Annotated in this window: 10 protein-coding genes (1 of these 10 only partly in view); 3 read left to right on the top strand and 7 right to left on the bottom strand. The window is 61.7% G+C overall.

The window, feature by feature from the left end; genetic code table 11:
• Nucleotides 1-19: 19 nt before the first annotated feature.
• The 6 genes from BLR20_RS03995 to BLR20_RS03970 are packed head-to-tail and all read right to left on the bottom strand — an operon-like array spanning nucleotide 20 to nucleotide 5,783.
• Entirely contained in the window at nucleotides 20-640 is a 621-nt protein-coding gene (locus BLR20_RS03995) for a hypothetical protein (protein WP_054994071.1), read from the bottom strand.
• 10 nt (nucleotides 641-650) lie between these two features.
• Nucleotides 651-2,132 carry an aspartate aminotransferase family protein gene (locus BLR20_RS03990; protein WP_054994070.1) on the bottom strand — a complete coding sequence of 494 codons (1,482 nt, stop codon included), beginning with the start codon at nucleotides 2,130-2,132 and terminating at the stop codon, nucleotides 651-653.
• Nucleotides 2,129-2,812 (bottom strand): class II aldolase/adducin family protein, encoded by a 684-nt coding sequence (locus BLR20_RS03985; protein ID WP_054994069.1) that lies wholly within the window; start codon nucleotides 2,810-2,812, stop codon nucleotides 2,129-2,131. The genes BLR20_RS03990 and BLR20_RS03985 overlap by 4 nt, the downstream gene beginning before the upstream one ends.
• The gene (locus BLR20_RS03980; RefSeq protein ID WP_054994068.1) at nucleotides 2,809-4,437 is read right to left on the bottom strand and encodes a xylulokinase; all 1,629 of its coding nucleotides are present in this window, start codon (nucleotides 4,435-4,437) and stop codon (nucleotides 2,809-2,811) included. The genes BLR20_RS03985 and BLR20_RS03980 overlap by 4 nt, the downstream gene beginning before the upstream one ends.
• A gap of 10 nt (nucleotides 4,438-4,447) precedes the next feature.
• A complete protein-coding gene (locus tag BLR20_RS03975) occupies nucleotides 4,448-5,329 on the bottom strand; it encodes a TorF family putative porin (RefSeq protein WP_010429249.1) in 882 nt (293 codons plus the stop codon).
• A 28-nt stretch (nucleotides 5,330-5,357) separates the two neighbouring features.
• Nucleotides 5,358-5,783 (bottom strand): DUF2147 domain-containing protein, encoded by a 426-nt coding sequence (locus tag BLR20_RS03970; protein WP_010429252.1) that lies wholly within the window; start codon nucleotides 5,781-5,783, stop codon nucleotides 5,358-5,360.
• Nucleotides 5,784-5,944: 161 nt separating this feature from the next.
• Between BLR20_RS03970 and BLR20_RS03965 the strand changes: the two genes are divergently transcribed.
• The 3 genes from BLR20_RS03965 to BLR20_RS03955 all read left to right on the top strand — a co-directional run bounded on the left by BLR20_RS03965 (nucleotide 5,945) and on the right by BLR20_RS03955 (nucleotide 9,280).
• A complete protein-coding gene (locus tag BLR20_RS03965; RefSeq protein WP_010429254.1) occupies nucleotides 5,945-6,628 on the top strand; it encodes a TetR/AcrR family transcriptional regulator in 684 nt (227 codons plus the stop codon).
• Between the two features lie 190 nt (nucleotides 6,629-6,818).
• Nucleotides 6,819-8,255, top strand: coding sequence for a coniferyl aldehyde dehydrogenase (locus BLR20_RS03960; protein ID WP_054994067.1), 1,437 nt, complete (start codon nucleotides 6,819-6,821; stop codon nucleotides 8,253-8,255).
• Between the two features lie 356 nt (nucleotides 8,256-8,611).
• Complete coding sequence (locus BLR20_RS03955) at nucleotides 8,612-9,280, top strand: helix-turn-helix transcriptional regulator (protein WP_025990871.1); 669 nt, start codon at nucleotides 8,612-8,614, stop codon at nucleotides 9,278-9,280.
• A 117-nt stretch (nucleotides 9,281-9,397) separates the two neighbouring features.
• Here the strand turns inward: BLR20_RS03955 and BLR20_RS03950 are convergent, their stop codons facing one another.
• Nucleotides 9,398-19,800, bottom strand: partial view of a non-ribosomal peptide synthetase gene (locus BLR20_RS03950; protein ID WP_054994066.1) — the 3' portion only. Its footprint extends 7,381 nt past the window's final position; only the last 10,403 of its 17,784 coding nucleotides appear in the window; its start codon lies off the right edge, out of view; the stop codon is at nucleotides 9,398-9,400.

Raw genomic sequence — 19,800 nt, 5'->3', positions numbered from 1 at the left:
ATGCGCCTCTTCGGAAGTTTCAGTAACCGCGGGTTTCAGGTGGAATCCGGCCTTCGGCAAAACAATGCGCCGCCCGCTTCTCGTCTTTCATCAGCCTTCCGTTGGCCACCAGCACCACCCACCAGGGCAGTAGCGTGAGGTGCGTGCCGCATGCCTTGGCCAGCGTGTAGGCTTTGGCGCATTTCTCGAACAACTCTGCGTTGAGGACCATTCGCGCTCCTGTAGTGCCCATGACCACCGGGGTGCTGTCGATCACCGCAGCGTTGCCTCCGCGCTTCAACAGGCGCGCTAACGGTTGCACAGAACTGGCGGGCGTAGCCATATGGCCTATATGGCGTGCCTGCTCATCAAATAGAATCGGCAGGATTCCGCCAAAATCCACCAGGCTTTTGGCAAAGGCACCGCCGCCGAGCAGGATGGCGCCGACGTCAGCACGGGCGCGGTAGATCGCCGCGTGCGTCTGGCCATCGCCGGCTGCCGCGTGGTTGCAATCAACAATCTGCGGCGTCAGGTCGTCGAGTTTGCCCAGCCACATGCTCTGCTCGCCCGGCAATCGCAACGAAACACTGCTGTGCGAGTCCACCTGACCCATCAGGCGTTCACGCAGATCAAACCACTGCTGTCGAAGTGAATCGCGCATGCTGCTCACCTCACACCAGTTGAAAGACAGTGTCGAAACGTTCGAGCGCATCGTCGATGACGTCGTCGGTATCAGCCAGGCTGGTGTACAAACGGCTGCCGGCCAGCGTGATCAGACCGTGAGCGGTATACGCGGCGCCCATCTCTTCCATCATGTGCTTGCGGGTCTTGGCTTCATTGCGCGCCCTCAGCAGTTTGAGCGGGTTGCCGGTATCGAGCAGCAAGACGCCGGACGTCTGCAGGTGAACAATGGAGCCCATGTTGTAAGCCACATAGGGCAAGCCGCGTCGATTGATGATCTCCTCCAGGCCAGCGCGCATGCGGTCGCCCGCCCTGCCCGCCAGCGCCGGCGCGTTCAGGCGGCGGGCTTCGACCAGCGCGTAATAACCCGCGACGCATGACAACGGATTGGCCGACAGCGTGCCGCCGACGAACGCCCGTCGCGAAGAGGTGCCGATGCCACCGGCAAGCAGTTGCATCACGTCCCGGCGGCCGCCAATGGCACCCGCCATGGGATAGCCCCCGGTCAGGCATTTACCCAGTACCGTGATGTCCGGCATGACATTGAAATACGCCTGCGCGCCGCCAAGACCGGCGCGAAACCCGGTCACCACTTCGTCAAAGATAAGCAGGGCATCGAATTCGTTGCACAGCGCCCGCAACTGCCGGTTGAAGTCCGCGTGCACCGGACGCGTGCCGCTTTCCGGGCCAAAAGGTTCGACCATAATGGCTGCGGTGCCACCACGCAGGCGATTGATTTGCAGCCTGCGGCGCAATGCATCGAGATTGTTGGGCGGGCTCTCCTGAGTGTTCGCGGTGGCACCTCGCGGGATTCCCACCGCTTCCATGCGCCCGGTACCCGGCAAACGCATGCCATAGACAAGCTGGTCGCTCCAGCCGTGATAGGCGCCGCCGATCTTGATCACCCATTTCTTGCGGGTGTAGGCACGGGCCAGGCGAACCGCGGCCATGACCGCCTCGGTGCCCGAGCCCAGCAAGCGCAGCATGTCGACCCCAGGCATCAATTCGCAGACCAGTTCCGCCAGTTTGACCTCGTACTCGTGCAGCAAGCCGGTCACCGGCCCGCATTCATCGAGAATCCTGTCAACCTGTTCGCGAATGGCCGGGTGATTGGAGCCCAGCAACGTCGGGCCGCCTGCCTGTAGGAAGTCGGTGTAGCGATTGCCATCGACATCGGTCAGGTGCGCACCGTGGGCCTGTGCGAAGGCCAGCGGAAACGGATAGTTGAACGCCAGGTTGTGTTGCACACCTCCCGGTATGACCTGTTTGGCAGCCTCGGAAAGTCGCTTCGAGCCCTGGCAGCGCTCGTCGAAATAGCCCATGACCTTGTTCATCGCGTCGCGCTTGATCGGGCGAATCGGCTGTTTCACCAGTTCATCGAAGCGGCGATAGAGTGAATCGACATCAGGCCATTGCGATACGGCCGACGCGGGAATGTCAGGGAGGTTGGCAGGATCGAGAGGTCTGTTCATGATTGAGTCTCTGTAAAAGTCTGAGGGCTGAGGGCGTACGAGCCGGCACTGGTCAACGCGTCGATCAGGCGTGCTATCGCAACGCGTGATTCGGGTTTGCCATGGCTGTTGGCTTTGATCTGGTTGAGAAGATGGTCACGACAGAATGTTTCCAGGTCTTCCAGGCGCTTCAGGGTGGTTTCTATGTCCGTGCCACAGCACAGAACGCCGTGATTGCGCATCAGGTAGGCGTTTTGGTCAGGCCGAATGGCCTTTTCCAGCTTGCCTGCCAGCCAGCCGGAACCGGACGGCGCATAACCCACCAGCTGAATCCGCCGTCCCAGTGATTGCCATAGCGGCGGGTAAGGTACGTCCAGCGATTTGCCGAACAATGTGCAGGCGCTGGCCAATGGTTGATGGGTATGAATGCTGCAATTGACGTCCGGGCGACTGCGCAGGACTTTCGCGTGCAGCTCGCTTTCAACGGAGGGAGAACGTTCACCCGACAGCTGCTTGAGGTCCTTGAGTCGCAATACGCAGACGTCCTCCGGCCGCATGCTGAAGTAGTCGGTGGCCGACGGAGTGACCGCGATGTGCAACGCGTCGATACGCAGCGCAAGGTTGCCGCCGGTTGCGGCAAAGAAGCCGCGGCGTGACAGATGCCGCGACAGGTCGACGATCTGCTGTTGAATATTGCTCATGGTGTCGTCTCCTGCGACGGGTTCAACCTGCGATAGAGCGGTGCCAGGCGTTTGCGGACTTCCTTGAACGTGGCGAAGCGGTCGTCATACAGGTTGCGGGTGGATTCAGAGGGTTCGTAAAGCCGATGCGGCCGCTGCAGGGCCGGCAGATCGTTGAACTGCAGTTTTTCGAGGGCTACTGCGGCAATGAAGGCGGCGCCGCGTGCATTGGTCTGAATCGGGTTATGCGGTTGCTGAATGACCCGCCCGCAGACATCGGCCATGATCTGGCACCACACATCCGATTGCGCTCCGCCGCCCGTGGCGACGATGACTCCGCGCGACTGGCCGATAAACTGCGAGAACGGTTCCAGCATCCAGCGCGTGTTGTGCGCAACGCCTTCCATGAAGGCCCGGATGATGTCTTCCCGCGAATGCTCGAGTTTCAGGTTGATCAGGCCGGCACGCAGGCTCGGATCACCTACCGGAGAGCGCTCGCCACACAACCATGGCGTGTAGATCAGCCCCCGCGACCCCGGTGGCACTCGGGCGGCGATGCGGTCCAGCAAGGCATACACATCCGGTTGCTGCTCATCGCTCAACAGCTCGTCCGGGTGATACAGCACCTTGTCACGCAGAAAAGACAGATTAGCGCCCGCAGCCGATTGCATGGCCATCGCCAGATAGCGGCCCTTGACCGCACTGGGTACCGCAGCGATGTGATGACGGACACTGGATTTCTTGAACGGCACGTGAGCGCCGACCCACGATGAGGTGCCCAGATAAAGATGCGGAGCGAAGTCGCGTACGGTGGCACCAACGGCCACGGCCGAGGTGTCCACGGCACCCGCCACCACAGGTGTGGATCGAAGCAGCCCCAGGGCATCGGCGAGCTCGGGCTTCAAGGTGCCGATGACGTCTGTCGAGCCCACCAGCTCAGGCAGTTTGCCTGCGTCGATACCCAGTGCCCTGATCAGGCTGTCGTCGTAACGGATGTGATGAGGATCGCGATTGTCGGTCACCCATGCGGTCAGCATCGAGTCACCTGTGGCGCAGAAACGCCCCGACAAGCGCATGTTCATATAGTCGAGCACATTCAGAAACTTGTGCGTCTTGTCATACCTTGCCGGGTCGTGGTCAAGGATGTAGGCCATGTGCCCGGCCGAGTCCATGCCGGAGAGTGACGCTACACCGCCGGTCAGTCGCAGCGATTTCCAGAGTTTGAGCGGCCCGTAGCCGCCCAGATGGCACCAGCCTCCGCCCATGCGTTTTTTGATCGAGTCGGCGCCGCGTTTATCCAGCCATAGCAGCGCCCGGCCGATCGCGGTCCCCTCGCGGTCGACACAGACTGTGCCTTCGCTTTGCGTCGAACAACACACGGCCACGACCTGACGACGTCTGAGCGGGTCGGCTGCCAGCAATTCGTGGGCGCCGAGCAGAAACGCGTTCCACCAATCCTCGGGTTCCTGCTCGGCACTCAGACCACTGACGTGCAACGGCACACCGTGAAACGCCCAGGCGCGGATGTCGCCCTCCAAGGAGACCAGTGCGCACTTGCAGCCGGACGTTCCCAGGTCGATCGCGAGGACGAGTTGCTCCAGACCGGTAGCCGCCTCAGGCGTCCGGGAAATGAAAAGCGAAGTCATAAAGGTCTACTCAGAATGTGCGGGAAATCGACGCTACCCAGCGGCTGCCGTCCGTAGTGCGCACATGTCCGTCGTCCTCGGCCATATACAGCTCGCGCGCCCTGGTCCTGGTCGTTACCCAGTCGAGCCCCCAGTCGAAACCCCACCAGTGATGGACCAGACCTGCGCCATAATCGGCAAAGTCGGCCTCGGAGAAGTTTTCGATCTGTTGGTAGCCGGCGTGCAGCTTCAAGTTGGTGTTGATGCCCAGCGCGTATTTGTAGTCGAGGTCATAGAGCATGCTGCCCCGGGAGTTGCGGTCACCCTTGGCATAACAATCGAGGCCTTTGGTCGGGTCATCGCGGAACTGCAGTTGCGCGCCACATACCCCGCCGCTGTTGGCACCCCGATAGTTTTTCGAGAGCACCCGGGCGATTCGCCCTTCGAGCGCGCCGTAACCGATTTCAAGCACGGCGAATTGACTGTTGTAATTTGTCGAGTGCTCTTCACCTGGCGTGAACGTCTCGAAATCGAACCGGTTCGGTGCCTTGAACTGAGCCCCCGGAAACATCTCGGCCGCAAGCCCGACGCCGTAGTGCCAGGCATCCGGATCGCCGAAGCGATAGCCGCCAGCCAGCAGTACACCTGCGCCGTCGCCATCGAGAAACTGCTTCTTGCTGACCGTGGTAAATTCGGCCAGCGCCACCAGGCCTGTTTCATGGGCGACCTGAATGGTCACTTTGGCCCCGGGCCGATTCAGCGAATCGGAAATCCCGCGGGTACGAATGTCCGAGCTGACCTTGGCGGTAACATCCACGGCGTAGCTCGACATTTCATCGGCGATGGCCAGCGTCGGGCCTGCTGCGGAGCACAGGGCTGCAGCCATTACATAACAGGTCGTATAAGTGCGCATGATTCTCTCCCACGCTAAAGGGCCGGATTTACGATTTGCAAACCGGGGCAGGAGGCAGTGTTGCGATTCGCTCGAATTGCTCTGTCTTGCCGAGAACTTCGGTGCCGACAAAAGCCCTTACATTGAGGCGTCCATCCTTGACTCGAACGGCGCCCTTATATTTTTTCTGATCACGGGGGTCGTACACCCAGCCATCGCGCCAGGCGTCCTGGTCGTAGCGGGTCAACTGCAGAATCTGTACGCCGCAGTCACTCGACGTCGAGGCCGCATCCTTGACCCAGACAATCTGCCCGCAGATAGCGCCGGCCTTGTCTGCGCAGTCGTCAAGCCTGACCACTGCATCCTTTTCCGCCGTCAGCCAGAGCCCCTTGGCCTCAAGCGGACCGGCAGCAGCATGAATGCCGGTGGAGCACATCAGAACCGAAGAGAGGAAAAACCACTGCCGTACGTTCATCGCGTCACCTTTTTTATTTTTTTGTTTTGACAGACCGTCACAATAACGACGCTTCAGTTATGATAGTCATCGCTACACGATAGTTATAGCTATCATTTCATCGTGCGGCAACTGTTTTTTTGATCGTCATGCTGGCGCCCCACTCTTCCCGACAGGTACTTATGGCCAGGCTGAAAACCGACATCCACCCCGAGCAGAGCGCCGGGAAAAGCGGTGAACGCAAGAAGCTGCCCGCGCAGCAACGCGCTACCGAAACCTACGAACGCATTCTGGTCGCCACGGCAAACACTTTGTGCGAGGTCGGCATAGAGCGCTTGTCGACCAACCTGGTATGCGAACGGGCCGGCCTTACGCCGCCCGCGCTGTATCGCTATTTCCCCAACAAGTACGCGTTGCTGACGGTGCTGGGTGAACGCCTGCTCGAGAAACAGAACGAGCGGATCGATCACTGGATCACCCCCGAGCTGATTGCAGGCACGCCGCAGGCGCTGGAACAGGCGCTTGCCGAGCTGATCCTGGATACGTACCGGGTCACCGACGCCACACTGGGTGGCATGTGGACGCTCAAGGCGCTGAGGGCGGTTCCCGCTCTGGAACATGTGCGGCTCGACTCGCACCGCAGGGTTTCCCAAGCCCAGGCTGCAATTATTGGCAGTGCTTTTCCGGACGCGGATCCCGAACGCATCGCCATGGTTGCCCGCGTCGCGGTGGAAATGATTCACGCGACCATCGAGTTGTTGTTCGACGAACCGCTGGAGCCAGCGAAAACCTGTGCGATGGTGGCGGCGATGATTGTCAGTCATCTGGATCGTCTGGCGTCCGAGCCCGAGCATGGCGAGCAATGATCGCCATGCAGGTTGACCGTTCTGGCCACTTTAACCGGCCGGATCACCCCTCCATCGGTCGGTCAGAGTGCTATACGGTGACGTGAGCCAGGAAATAGACACACCACTGCTGAAGCGCCTGCTCTTATGGCAGGTTCCATTGCTGTCATGCAGCCACTATAAAAAACAACGCAGCCACAGGAGCAGCGTCATGAATCAACCCGCCAGGGTTCCGCCAGATACGACGTTACACGCTGCCGGGCTAATCGAGCTGTTCGAGGCGCAGCAGGCTGCATTCCGTGCTCAAGGCGCGCCTTCCTACGATCAGCGAATCGCAGACCTCAACGCCGTGCTGCGTATGGTCAGTAATAATCAGGACAGGTTGCTCGAAGCGGTCAGCGCAGACTTCGGCAATCGCTCGTTCGATGAAACCCGGCTCGCTGAATTGATGCCAGTGGTCAACGGCATCAAGCACATCCGCTCGCACCTCAAGGCATGGATGCGCCCCTCCCGGCGCAAGGCGGGTATGGTTTTCAGGCCCGCCACGGCGCGGGTGGTTTATCAGCCGCTGGGCGTCGTCGGCATTCTGGCTCCGTGGAACTATCCGCTGACGCTGACGCTGGTGCCCTTGATAGAGGCGCTGGCTGCGGGTAACCGGGTGATGATCAAACCTTCGGAACTGACACCCCGGACCTCCGGGCTGCTCAAGCAGTTGCTGGGCGAAACGTTCCCCGCCAAGCAGGTTGTCGTGGTCACTGGCGACGCCACGCTGGCGGGCCAGTTCAGTGAGTTGCCTTTCGACCATCTGCTGTTTACCGGTTCAACCCACGTAGGTCGCCAGGTGATGGCGGCGGCCGCACGCAATCTGACACCGGTCACACTGGAGCTGGGCGGCAAGTCGCCAGTGGTAGTGTGCGACGACTTTTCGACCACCAAAGCCGCGCGGATGATCGCTATCGGCAAACTGTTCAACGCCGGTCAGACCTGCGTAGCACCTGACTATGTCCTCGTCCCGCGCGAACAGGTGGACAGCTTTGCCAGCGAGTGGCTGGCTGCGGCCAAAAAGCTCTACCCGACCCTCGATGGCAATCCGGACTACACCTCGATTATCTCCCAACGCCACTATGACAGGCTTATGGCGATGGCCAGTCAGGCCGTCGCGACGGGGGCCAAGGCGTGGCAACACAATGCGCCTGCAACGGTGGGCGAACGCAAGATCGCACCGATGGCATTCACTCAGGTGTCCCTGAAAGCAGATGTCATGTGCGAAGAGATTTTCGGGCCATTGCTGCCGATCCTCGCGTATGACTCTCTGGATGAAGCCATCGCCTTTATCAACGCTCGTCCGGCACCGCTGGCCCTGTATTGCTTTTCCAACGATCAGCCGTCTGTGGACCGGTTGCTGAACCGCACGCAATCCGGCGGCGTGACCATCAATGGCACCATGCTGCATGCGACTCAGGATGACCTGCCCTTCGGTGGCGTCGGCGACAGCGGCACCGGGGCCTATCACGGCTACGAGGGCTTCGTTCGTCTGTCCCACGCCCGCGGTGTTCTCAAACTTGGTCGTTTCAACATGTCCGACAAGGTCTCAGCACCTTACGGACGGCTTACGCGTCTGGTCACCCGGTTCATGATCGGAAAATAGACGCTATCCGAACAGTATTCCCCGCCATGTCGCGACTTTTACAGGCACATGCGCGGGGATCTTGTTCACTCCTACTTCCCGTAACAACATCAGACAGCACCCCATTAACACTGTTAAGCCTGCCCCCTTCTCCAACCTCCTTGCCCGTCGTCCGACCAACGATAATCACTCTTTCTGATAGTGAAGTATTTAGGTAACCTCAGGACGATACTCTTTGCTGTACTCCACTAGAGATGCTCTAGCGGGCATCTAACGCTGCGCTCGCACCGGACACGCCAACGACCAAGTTGATGTGACCGCGCCGTGCTTACAGCGTCTATGACATTGTCAGCAGTTTTAAACTCATGGATGACTAAATGCCTCATACACTACTTCCGCAGATTGGCAGGGCCATAGCCAGCATCGGTAGCGGGAATTTTTCCAGCATGTTCCACAAGCTCATCGACACTCAGCTTGCGGTAGATGCCACGCACCTTTCCTCCCTGCCACAGCCCTGGCAAAGCCCGCCTGCCTCTGCACCAACGGTCTTTAACGAGACCGTGACGTCTTCACGGGGCACGCTGTTGCTCAGTGACTCGATTCATCTTTACCCTGATCGGGCCTCGGAAAGCTTTAGTTGTAAAATAACCGTATTTCGGGCGCTCCCCGCGCATGAATTTTCAGAAAAGGAACGCCGACAGCTAGGCGACATTTCCCCATTACTGTTTTCGATACTTGAAAAACACGTCAACGCCTTGCAATTGTCAATGCCCGGTATCGAGCATAAAAAGCCGGAAAGCATTGAAAAGCGCTTTCAGGAACGGCTGCGCGAAACAGGACTGACGTTGTCCGAACGCGAAACCCAGGTCTGCGTAGGACTGCTCGCCGGGCATACCGCGCTTGAGCAGGCCGAGCGGCTCGCACTCAAGGTCAATACCGTTGGCAGTTACCAGCGCCGTGCGGCGATCAAACTGGGCATCAGCGGTCGGAATTCACTGATGCGCTGGATGTATGGCTCATCGGTGGGCGTTTTTTCAACCTGCTGACCGCCAGTCGATGCAACGGACGGGGCGATGCTAATCGCCCCTCCCGGATATGCCCTCACCGCCTCCTGTGCAAGACCTCCCCCCGCCTGCAATAACGCTTGATCAAGATCCTCCGACTCATTGCGTCTCCCCCACACCCACTGCCAATCCGTCGTACCACCAGGCCGCGAGACTGTAGACGTCTGGAGCTTTCAGGACGCTGAAGTGGTTGCCAGGCCCCTGCCAGAGCGAAAGTTGCGGCAGCAAATGCTGCCACTGACTTGCACACGCGGCATGTTCGAGTTGATTGTCCAGCGCATCCAGTTGCGGGTCATTCACCAGTACCAGACTTGCCCTGCCGCTGTAGCCTCCCGGCTCAGGTCGATAGACCGTGCGCAAGGCGCTGGCAAACGTGCGGACAATCCCTTGCAGGGCCTGTGCCGCAAGACGTGGAGGCAATAACCCGGCGCGCACCATGGCCTGCTGAAGCAGGTGCATTTGCGTGACCGTATCGCTGGCGGCAAACGCCAGCGGATCGAGCTCAAAGCTTTTTCCGCTGGACAACTGCAGCGCCTCGATCAGGCGTTCCAGCACGGCGGTGGCGGTATAAGGCTTACTGCTCAAGCCCTCGCCGCCGGGCGCTTCGCTATCGATCAAGGTTAACGAGACAACCTCGCGGCCACGGGCCTGAAGCCGGACCGCCATGGCGTGCGCCGCCCAGCCCCCGAACGAATGCCCGACCAGATGTAAAGGACCGTGCGGATACAGCGCTTCAATAGCCTGCACATGGCTCTGCGCTGCCGCTTCCACGCGGCTGTGCGGAACACTGCGACCGTCCAGGCCGCGCGGTTGCAGACCGTGGATCGGCCAGTCCGGACCCAGTGCCTCGGCCAGGCCGATGAAGCTGGTGACGCTGTCACCGGCACCCGGTACGCAAAACACTGGCGCATGTCCGTCCCGCCCGCTCTGGATGGCCAGCAGTGACTGATGAGCCGGTGCTGGCGGCGGCGTGGCAGGCACGCTGTGCAACGCCTGAACGATGCTCACACCGAGCACGGCCACGTGCGGTGCCTGCATCATCGTCATGTGGTCACCCGGGACATCGACGCACTGCAGTTGATCTCTGGAGAGAATCTCACCCCAGCCCAGGGTCGAACTGCTTCCGATTGGCGCCATTGGACGCTGTTCGGCGCGGAACAGATGAATCGGCAGGTTAAGCGGTTCCAACTGGTAATGCGCCAGGGCCTGACCATGCGCGACTTCCCGGTCCAGGTAATGGTGCAATTGCTGATCGCTCGCCAGCGCCAGTTCCTCGTACAACAGGCCTTCGTCACGGCACAGTTGCAACAGCGTCGCGAAGTCCTGCAGCGGCGCTTGCTCGCTCAATGAGGTCAGACGGGCCAACCTGGCAGCGCCCTCACCCGCCTGGGCTTGCCAGTGCGCAGTGCAATGCGAGAGCAATTGCCGCTCAAGCAAGTCAGGTCCCTGCCAGCGTGCCTTGCCCTGATCCGTCAGGCGTGGCACATAGCTGTCGATCAGGCCGAGGAATGTCACGGCCTCGTCCATGCCTAGCAGTTGGGTGGCCACCTCATAAGCCAGAACCCCGCCGAACGACCAGCCGGCCAACCGATACGGGCCACGCGGCTGGACCTGCCGAATGCGCTCGATCATCCGCGCAGCCAGGCACTCCATGGTGCGCAATTGCTGCTGCCCAAGGCCAATGCCTGGCAAGCCGTAAATCGGAAAGTCGCCCTGCAGATGTTGCCCTAGCACTGGGAAATAAGCGTCCAGCCCTGTGAAATCGTGAAGCAGAAACAAGGGTGACTCGCTGCCACCGGCGCGCACCGTGATCACCTCGCGAGCCTCGTCCGGCGATCCTGGACGCTGATCGAGCAACCCGGCCAGCGCTGCGACGCTGGGGTGCTGGAACAGCTCGGCCAGCGTCAGTGACACGCCTGCCTTTTGCAGCAGGCTGACCAAACGAATGGCCGACAGCGAATGGCCGCCCAGTTCGAAGAAGCTGTCGTGCCTGCCGATTTTTCCGACCTCGAGAACCTCGGCCCACAAGTCTGCCAAACGCTCTTCCAGCGCCGTTGAAGGCGCCTGGTAGGCGACGAGGTTCGCCAGTGCGGCCAGGTCAGGCGCAGGCAACGCCTTGCGGTCGACCTTGCCATTCTGGGTCAATGGCAGCGCATCAAGGCCTGCAAACACCGCAGGCACCATGTATTCCGGGAGCAGTCCCAACAGGTGCGCACGCAAGGCGGCACTGTCGAGCGACGCATCGCGTCGGGTGAAGTAGCCCACCAGACGCAACGAGCCATCGTCCAGACGCTGGGTGGTCACCACCGCTTCGCCGACACCCGGGCATTGCGCCAGGTGTTGTTCGATCTCGCCCGGCTCGATGCGCACGCCACGGATCTTCACCTGATCATCGTTGCGGCCCAGGTATTCAAGCGTCCCGTCGGACAGCCAGCGCACCAGATCGCCGGAGCGATACATACGGGCACCAGGGCTGTCGCTGAACGGATCGTCAAGGAAACGTTCTGCGGTCAGGTCCGCACGGTTCAGGTAGCCGCGAGCCACGCCTGCGCCGCCGATATACAACTCGCCGGGCACTCCGAGTGGCACGGGCTGACCCCGCGAATCCAGTACATACAGTCGGGCATGGGTAACCGGCTTGCCGATGTGCAGCACCTTGCCTGGCTGCATCCGGCCGGAGCTGGCCACCACCGTGGTCTCTGTCGGGCCGTAGTTGTTGACCACGGCGAAACCCGGATCACGGTTGAAATGGCGCAAGCGATCACCACCAATCAACAGGGTCTGCAGCGTCGGATGGTGCAGTTCACGGCTGAAGGCGTATTCGGCCACCGGGGTCGGCAGGAACGCCACCTGCAGCGGCTGGGCCAGCCACCAGTCGAGCAGCACGTCGAGCTGTTCGTTGCCAATCTCCGCAGGCGGCAGGTGCAACACCGCGCCGGCACACAGCGCAGGCCAGACTTCCCAGGCCATGGCGTCGAAACCAAACCCTGCAACGCTGGCGGTGTGACTGCCGGCACGCAGATTGAACGCTTCACAGTGCCAATCCACCAGATTGTTCAGCGTGCGGTGCTCGACCATCACGCCCTTGGGCAGCCCGGTGGACCCCGAGGTGTAAATCACATAAGCCAGATGCTGCGTGGTCATTTCCGGCACGTTTGGGTTGTCCGCGTGCTGCGGCCAGTCCCGGCGGTCAAGCGCGATCACCGGCACCTGCAGTTCGGGCAGACGTGTCAGCAGGTCGAATTGCGCCAACACCACCACGGGTTCACTGTTCTCCAGCAGGTAGCTGATGCGTTCATCCGGGTGTGCCGGATCGACCGGTACGTAGCTCGCCCCGGCTTTCAGCACTGCCAGCAGGCCAGCCAGCGTTTCCAGCCCGCGTCGCGCGACGACCGCCACCCGGTCGTCCGGACGTACGCCCAGTCCGATCAGGTGATGGGCCAGTGCGTTGGCACGGGCATTCAACTCGCCGTAGCTCAAATGCTGGTCGCCCGCCTGTGCGGCCATGGCGTCCGGTTGCTCAAACGCCTGCTGTTCGATACGCCGATGAACGGGCAGCGGGCACTCTGCGGTGAGGCGATCGGCATTGAAGCTGTCGAGCAGCTCAGTTCGCTCGGCACCGGGCAGAATATTCAGTGCTTGAATCGGTTCCGAAGGTGCCTGCTCAAGGGTGTTGACCAGCCCTTCCACGGCGCAGGAGAGATACGCGCAAATACGTCGGGCATCGATGCCTGTCGAGGTCAGCGCCGTCAGGTCGAATGCCTCGCCCAGATCATCGACGCTGAGCGTCAATGGGTAGCTGCTGCGCTCGCCGCTGTGCAACAGCTCGATGCCCTGCCAGGCTTTCCCGGCAGCCTCGTTTGCTGCACCGGGCGCGGAGCTGTGGCGGTAATTCAGCAGCGCACTGAACAACGGTGCGCCCGCAGGCAAGGCGCTGCAGCGCTGAGCGAGTGCCAGAGAAGCGTGTTCGTGGGCAAGCAATCCTGTCAGGCGCCGGTGGGTCTGGGACAGCGCATCGCGTGCAGTCTGATCGGCCAGGTCGATGCGCAGCGGCAAGGTGTTGATGAACACCCCGAGTGTGCGTTCGGCGCCCTCGCTGCCGTTCAAGCGACCCAGCAGTACGGTGCCGAACACCACGCTGTCTCGTCCGGACAATCGGCCCAGTACCTGAGCCCAGGCCAGGTGCATCAGGCTGGCGGGGCTGACACCCAGCTGCCGCACCTGATGGCGTAACCGCCTGCTCAGGTCTGCGTCCAGACGCAGTCGAGCCTCGCCTGCCACCTCCGGCCCTGGCAACCAGGTCTGGGCGTAGGCCAGGTTCGGCTCATCCAGATCGCCCAACTGCTCGCGGAAGAACGTTTCATGCGCGTCGTCACCCGCACCCAGCAAGGTCTGCGCGATGTAGTTGCGGTAAGGCACTGGCTCAGGCAGTTGCGCTGCCTGATCAAGCAGTATCGCCTGCAATTCCTGGCTCAACAGGTCCAGCGCAACGTGGTCCATGATCAGGTGATGGAACAGCAGGACCGCGACGATCCGCCCGTTTTCCGGGTCATCGGCGTGAACCAGACGCAGCAGCGGTGCACGCACAAGTGCCAGCGGTTCGGGATCATCCAGCGCCGCCAGCGGTACCTCGACCACCGGCAGATCGGCATGCCGCCAGACCACTTGGACCGGCGTTTCCAGGCCTTCCCAGCACAGTGAAGTGCGCAAAACGTCGTTACGGGCGATGACCTGCTGCAGCGCCTGGCTGAAAGCCTCCAGCCGCGAGCGGTCGGCAAAGGCAAAGCGTGCCTGCAAGCGATAGGGATCATCCTCAGCGGCGGACAGGTAGTGATAGAAAATACCTGCCTGCAGAGGCCCCAGTGGGTAGATGTCCTGAATATTGCACACACCGCCGGTAACGCTGGCGACAACGCGATCGATCCCTGCCTGGTCCAGTTTCACCAGCGGCAACAGGTCCGGAGTGATTGAAGTGCAATCCGCACCGATCAGGTTGGCCGGAATCTTCACCTGAGCGCCGCTGCCAATGGAGCGCGCCAGAGCGGCCAGGGTCGGCTGGGCAAACAACACGCGAATATCGGCATCCAGGCCACGGCGACGCATGCGAGCGATCAGGGTAACGGCGAGCAGCGAATGGCCGCCGAGTTCGAAGAAGTGATCGTTGCGCCCTACTTGCTCGACTTGCAGCAAGTCGCTCCAGATGTCGGCAAGGGCCATTTCCAGCTCGCCTTGCGGCGGCTCGTATTCACGTCCTGGCAGGGCGTCGCGATCCGGCACCGGCAACGCACGTCGATCGACCTTGCCATTGGCGGTCAACGGCCAGGCATCAAGGCGCACGAACGCACTCGGCACCATGTAGCCCGGCAGTCGGTCCAGCATGTCGGCACGCAGCCTGGCGATATCAAGCGCCGAGCGCGGGCCTTGTTCAATGAAGTACGCCACCAGACGTGACTGTCCAGGTTCGTCTTCGCGCGCCACAACCAGCGATTCCTCGATACCCGGCAACGAGGTCAGTTGCGCCTCGATTTCGCCCAGTTCGATGCGCATACCGCGGATTTTCACCTGATCGTCGTTACGCCCCAGATAGTCCAGCGTGCCATCGGCATTCCAGCGTGCCAGATCGCCGGTGCGGTACATGCGCGCCTGCGGGTTCTCGCAGAACGGGTCACTGAGGAAGCGTTCGGCAGTGAGTTGCGGCTGGTTCAGATAACCCCGTGCCACGCCTTCACCGCCGATGTACAACTCGCCGGCAACACCGGTCGGCACCAGTTGCTGCTGCTCATCCAGCAGGTACACGCGGGTGTTGGCGATCGGCTTGCCGATGTCGAGGCTGCCGTCAGGCAACAGACGGCCGGAGGTAGCGACCACCGTGGTTTCGGTCGGACCATAGTTGTTGATCACGGCAAAACCCGGCTCGCGGTGGAACTGGCGCAGGCGATCGCCGCCGATCAGCAGCGTCTGCAGCGTCGGGTGATACAGCTCGCGGCTGAATGCATATTCGGCCACCGGTGTCGGCAGAAACGCCACGTGCAGCGGCTGCGTGAGCCACCAGTCGAGCAGCAGGTCGAGCTGTTCGTTACTGATCTCGGCTGGCGGGATGTGCAGCGTCGCCCCTGCACACAGGGCGGGCCAGATTTCCCAGGCCATCGCGTCAAAACCGAAGCCGGCCACAGTGGCAGTATGGCTACCGGCGTGCAGAGCGAACGCTTGGCAATGCCAGTGGACGAGATTGGCCAGCGTGCGGTGTTCGACCATCACGCCTTTCGGTTGGCCGGTCGAGCCGGAGGTGTAAATCACATACGCCAGATCGCCAGGCGTCTGGCCCGACACCAGCGGATTTGCCGGTTGCTCAGGCCATTGAGGTCGATCGAGTGCGAGCAGCGGCACCGTCAGTGCAGGCAGGCGCGCCATGAACGCCTGTTCAGCAAGCACCACCACCGGCGTGCTGTCGGTCAACAGATAGTTTATGCGCTCATCGGGATGCGCCGGATCCACCGGCACATAGCAGGCACCGGACTTGAGCACGGCCAGCAGGCTCACCAGCGTGTCCAGCCCACGACGCGCGACGACCGCGACACGATCATCCGGGCGCACGCCCAGGCTGATCAGATGATGGGCAAGGCTGTTGGCCTGACGGTTCATCTGCGCGTAGCTCAGTGACTGCTCGCCGACCTTGGCGGCGACGGCTTCGGGCATGCCTTCGGCGCGTGCTTCTATCAGCGCATGAATGGTCTGACCTTGCGGCAGGCTCACCGCGCTGGCGTTGAGGCTTTCGAGCAGATACTCGCGCTCCTGCAGGCCCACCAGCGGAATATCCGCGAGCAGCGCCTGCTGGTTATTCACCAGCGCGCGCAGCAACTGTTCGAAATAACCGCAATAGCGCTGCACCGTCGCCTCATCGAACAGCGCAGTGGCGTAATCCAGCGTACCGAACAAGGCATCACCCTGTTCGCCGAGGTTGAGCGACAGATCAAACTTGGAGACCTGACTCTGCTGCTCGACCGTTGCCAGCGACAGACCGTCCATCTCCGGTAACGTAGTTTCCCCGGCCAGCCAGTTGAGCGTCGTCTGGAACAACGGGCCGTGGGCCAGGCTGCGTGTCGGGCGGACGATTTCCACCACCTGCTCGAACGGCAGGTCCTGGTGATCCTGAGCCTCCAGTACCCGAGTCCTGACCTGCGCCAGCAACGCGTCACCGGTAGGTGCCGATGCCGTGTCGATGCGTATGGCCAGCGTATTGACGAACAAACCGATCAGCCCTTCCAGCTCGGCGCGACCACGGCCCGCGATCGGGCTGCCGACCACCACCTCGGCCTGACCGGAAAGACGCGTCAGCAGTGCGCCCCACGCAGTCAGCAAGGTCATGTACAGGGTGACGCCTTGCCGCTGCGCCAGCGCGCGCAGGCCGGCGGTCAGTTGACCATCCAGTCGCACGTTGAGACTTGCACCGGCAAAATCCTGCTGCGCCGGACGCGGCCGGTCGGCAGGCAGTGTCAGCAGTGTCGGTGCGCCTTCCAGCGTCTGCCGCCAATAGGCAGCCTGGTGTTGCAGACGCTCGCCGCTCATCCAGCCCTGCTGCCAGACCGCATAGTCGGCGTATTGAATGCTCAGCGCTGGCAGTGGATCGGCCTCGCCGCTTCGTAGCGCCGGGTACAGCGCAAGCAATTCGCGGGTCAGGACCCCCATCGACCAACCGTCGGAGACGATGTGGTGCACGGTCAGCAACAACACGTGCCGCTCGTTTTCCACCTGCAGCAGGCAGCCGCGGATCAGCGGGCCACGCGTCAGATCGAACGCTGCGGTGGCTTCTGCTGCAACGCGTTCGGCCAGGGTTTGCGGGTTTTGACGCAGGTCTTCGATGTGCAGGAACGACATGGCCGTGGGCGGTGTGAACACGACTTCAGCACCCTCCTCGCGGGCGATGAAGCGGCTGCGCAAGGTTTCATGGCGCTCGACGATCCGCGCTAGCGCGGCTGTCAACGCAGGCACATCCAGCGTTCCTCGCAGACTGAGGGCCAGCGGGATGTTGTAGGCCTGATTGCCGCCCTCCATTTGTGCCAGAAACCACAAGCGCTGCTGGGCGAACGACAGCGGTAACGACTGATCACGCGGCGCAGGCAGGATCAGTGACAGTTCACTGCGTCCAGCACCTGCCAGCGCACTGGCAACGGCTGCCAGCTCGCCCAGTGCAAAGAGTTCGCCCAATGGCAACTCCATGCCCATCTGCTGACGCACCTGCGACACCATGCGCATGGCCAGCAGGGAATGCCCGCCCAGATCGAAAAAGTGATCGTGACGACCGACCCGCTCGAGCTGCAGCACTTCAGCCCAGATCTGCGCCAGAGCGATTTCAATCTCGCCCTGCGGTGGCTCATAGGCCAGCCCCAACAGCGACGAGTGATCCGGTTTGGGCAGCGCACGGCTGTCCAGCTTGCCGTTGGCCGTCAACGGCAAAGCGGTCAGCTCGACAAAGGCCCCAGGCACCATGTATTCCGGCAGGTTGGCCTGCAGGTGAGCACGCATGTGCTCCGGTGCAGGTGCCTCGGCGTCGAGTCGGCTGGTGAAATAGGCGACCAGACGCACATGGCCCGGCTCATCCTCGCGCGCCAGAACCACAGCTTCCCTGATGCCCGGCAACTGGTGCAGGCAATTGACGATCTCGCCCAGTTCGATACGGAAACCGCGTATTTTCACTTGATCGTCGTTGCGGCCCAGACATTCCAGCTGGCCGTCCTCCAGCCAGCGGCCCAGATCACCAGTGCGGTACATCATCGCGCCGGGCTGATCGCTGAACGGGTCGGCAATGAACTTCTCTGCAGTCAGGTCCGGGCGATTCAGATACCCCAGCGCCACACCGTCGCCGCCAATATAAAGCTCGCCAATCGCCCCCAACGGCGTCAGGTGCTGATGAGCATCGAGTACATAGACCGTCGTGTTACCGATAGGTGTGCCGATCGGTACCGACTCGGCGTGATCGGCCAGTGCTCGCGCATCACTGGCCGTGGCGAAGGTGGTCGTTTCAGTAGGGCCATACACGTTCAACAGGTGCAGGCCCGGAGCCTGGGCAAGCAGCGTGCGGAAGCTTGCCGTATCGGCGCGCTCACCGCCGGAAAGCAACAGCCGAAGGCCGCTGAGTGCCTCGGGAATCAGTTGCACGTACTGATTGAACAGCGCGCTGGTCAAAAACAGCACGCTGACATTGCCGTGACGCAGGGCTGCGCTGAAACGCATCGGGTCGATCAGCGTGGTGTGCTCGATCACCAACAACTGCCCGCCGTTGAGCAAGGCACCCCAGACTTCCATGGTGCTTGCATCGAACGCCGGGTTGGAAGCAAAGGCGATGCGGTCCTGCTCGTTGAAGTCGGCATAACCGTTGTTCAACACCAGCCTGGCAATGCCGCGATGGGCAACGCGTACGCCTTTCGGGGCGCCCGTCGAACCGGAGGTATACATGACGTAAGCCGCTGTGTCGGACGCCTGTGGCAGGCCCGGGTCATGCGCAGGCTGGTCATCAAGGTTCAACTGGTCCAGATCGATGCGCTGCACTGTCGAGCCAATCGAGGTGGCGCTCTGTGTCAGCACGCATTTCGCCTGGCAATCATCGAGCATGTAATGCTGGCGTTCGGCAGGCGCGTTGACGTCCAGCGGCACATAGGTCGCTGCACATTTGCCGACCGCCAACTGGCTGATCAGCAGTTCCAGTGAGCGCGGCAGCAGAATCGCCACGTGCTCGTTCGGTCGCACACCTTGTCCCAGCAGGTAGTGAGCCAAGTGGTTGGCGCGTTCGTTCAACTCGCCATACGTGAGTGAGCGACGGCCATGCACGGCCGCCACGGCATGCGGGTGAAGTGCGGCGCGGCGCTCGAACAGCCGGTGCGCGGGCTGCCCGCGTGGGTAGTCACGGCGGGTATCGTTGAACGAGACCAACAGACGCTCGCGTTCTGCCTCCGGCACCACTGACGAGCCAATCAGGGCTGCTGCCGACTGCTGCTCCAGGGCCTGCACCAGATGGACAAGGGCTTGTTGCACGTAGGCGCAAATCCGTTGCGGATCAATACCCGGCGCAGCCTGGGCTGTCAGGCTGAAAGCATCGCCGAAGTCATCGATACTCAAGGTCAGCGGGTAGTTGCTGCGCTCCTCTGCGTGTACAACCTCAATCCCTTGCCATGCGGTGTTGTTCGCTTGGTCATCGACCTCAGGCACAGCGCTGTGGCGGTAATTGAGCAGCGTATTGAACAGTGGCGCGCCAGCCGGCAAGGCACTGCAGCGCTGGGTCAGAGCCAACTGAGCGTGCTCGTGGGCGAGCATCCCGACCAGACGACCATGCAGGTCAAGCACTGCACTGCGCGCGCAATGCCCGACCAGATCCATGCGCAATGGCAAAGTATTGATGAACACACCCAAGGCGCGTTCGCCCCCTTCACCGCCGCGCAACCGTCCAAGCAGCACGGTGCCGAATACCACGCTGTCACGCCCGGACAACTGCCCCAGTACCTTCGCCC

The organism is Pseudomonas congelans, assembly GCF_900103225.1.
GTDB classification, from domain to species: domain Bacteria; phylum Pseudomonadota; class Gammaproteobacteria; order Pseudomonadales; family Pseudomonadaceae; genus Aquipseudomonas; species Aquipseudomonas congelans.
The sequence above is the reverse complement of the archived record's forward strand: the minus strand, read 5'-3'. Positions and strand labels throughout refer to the sequence as shown.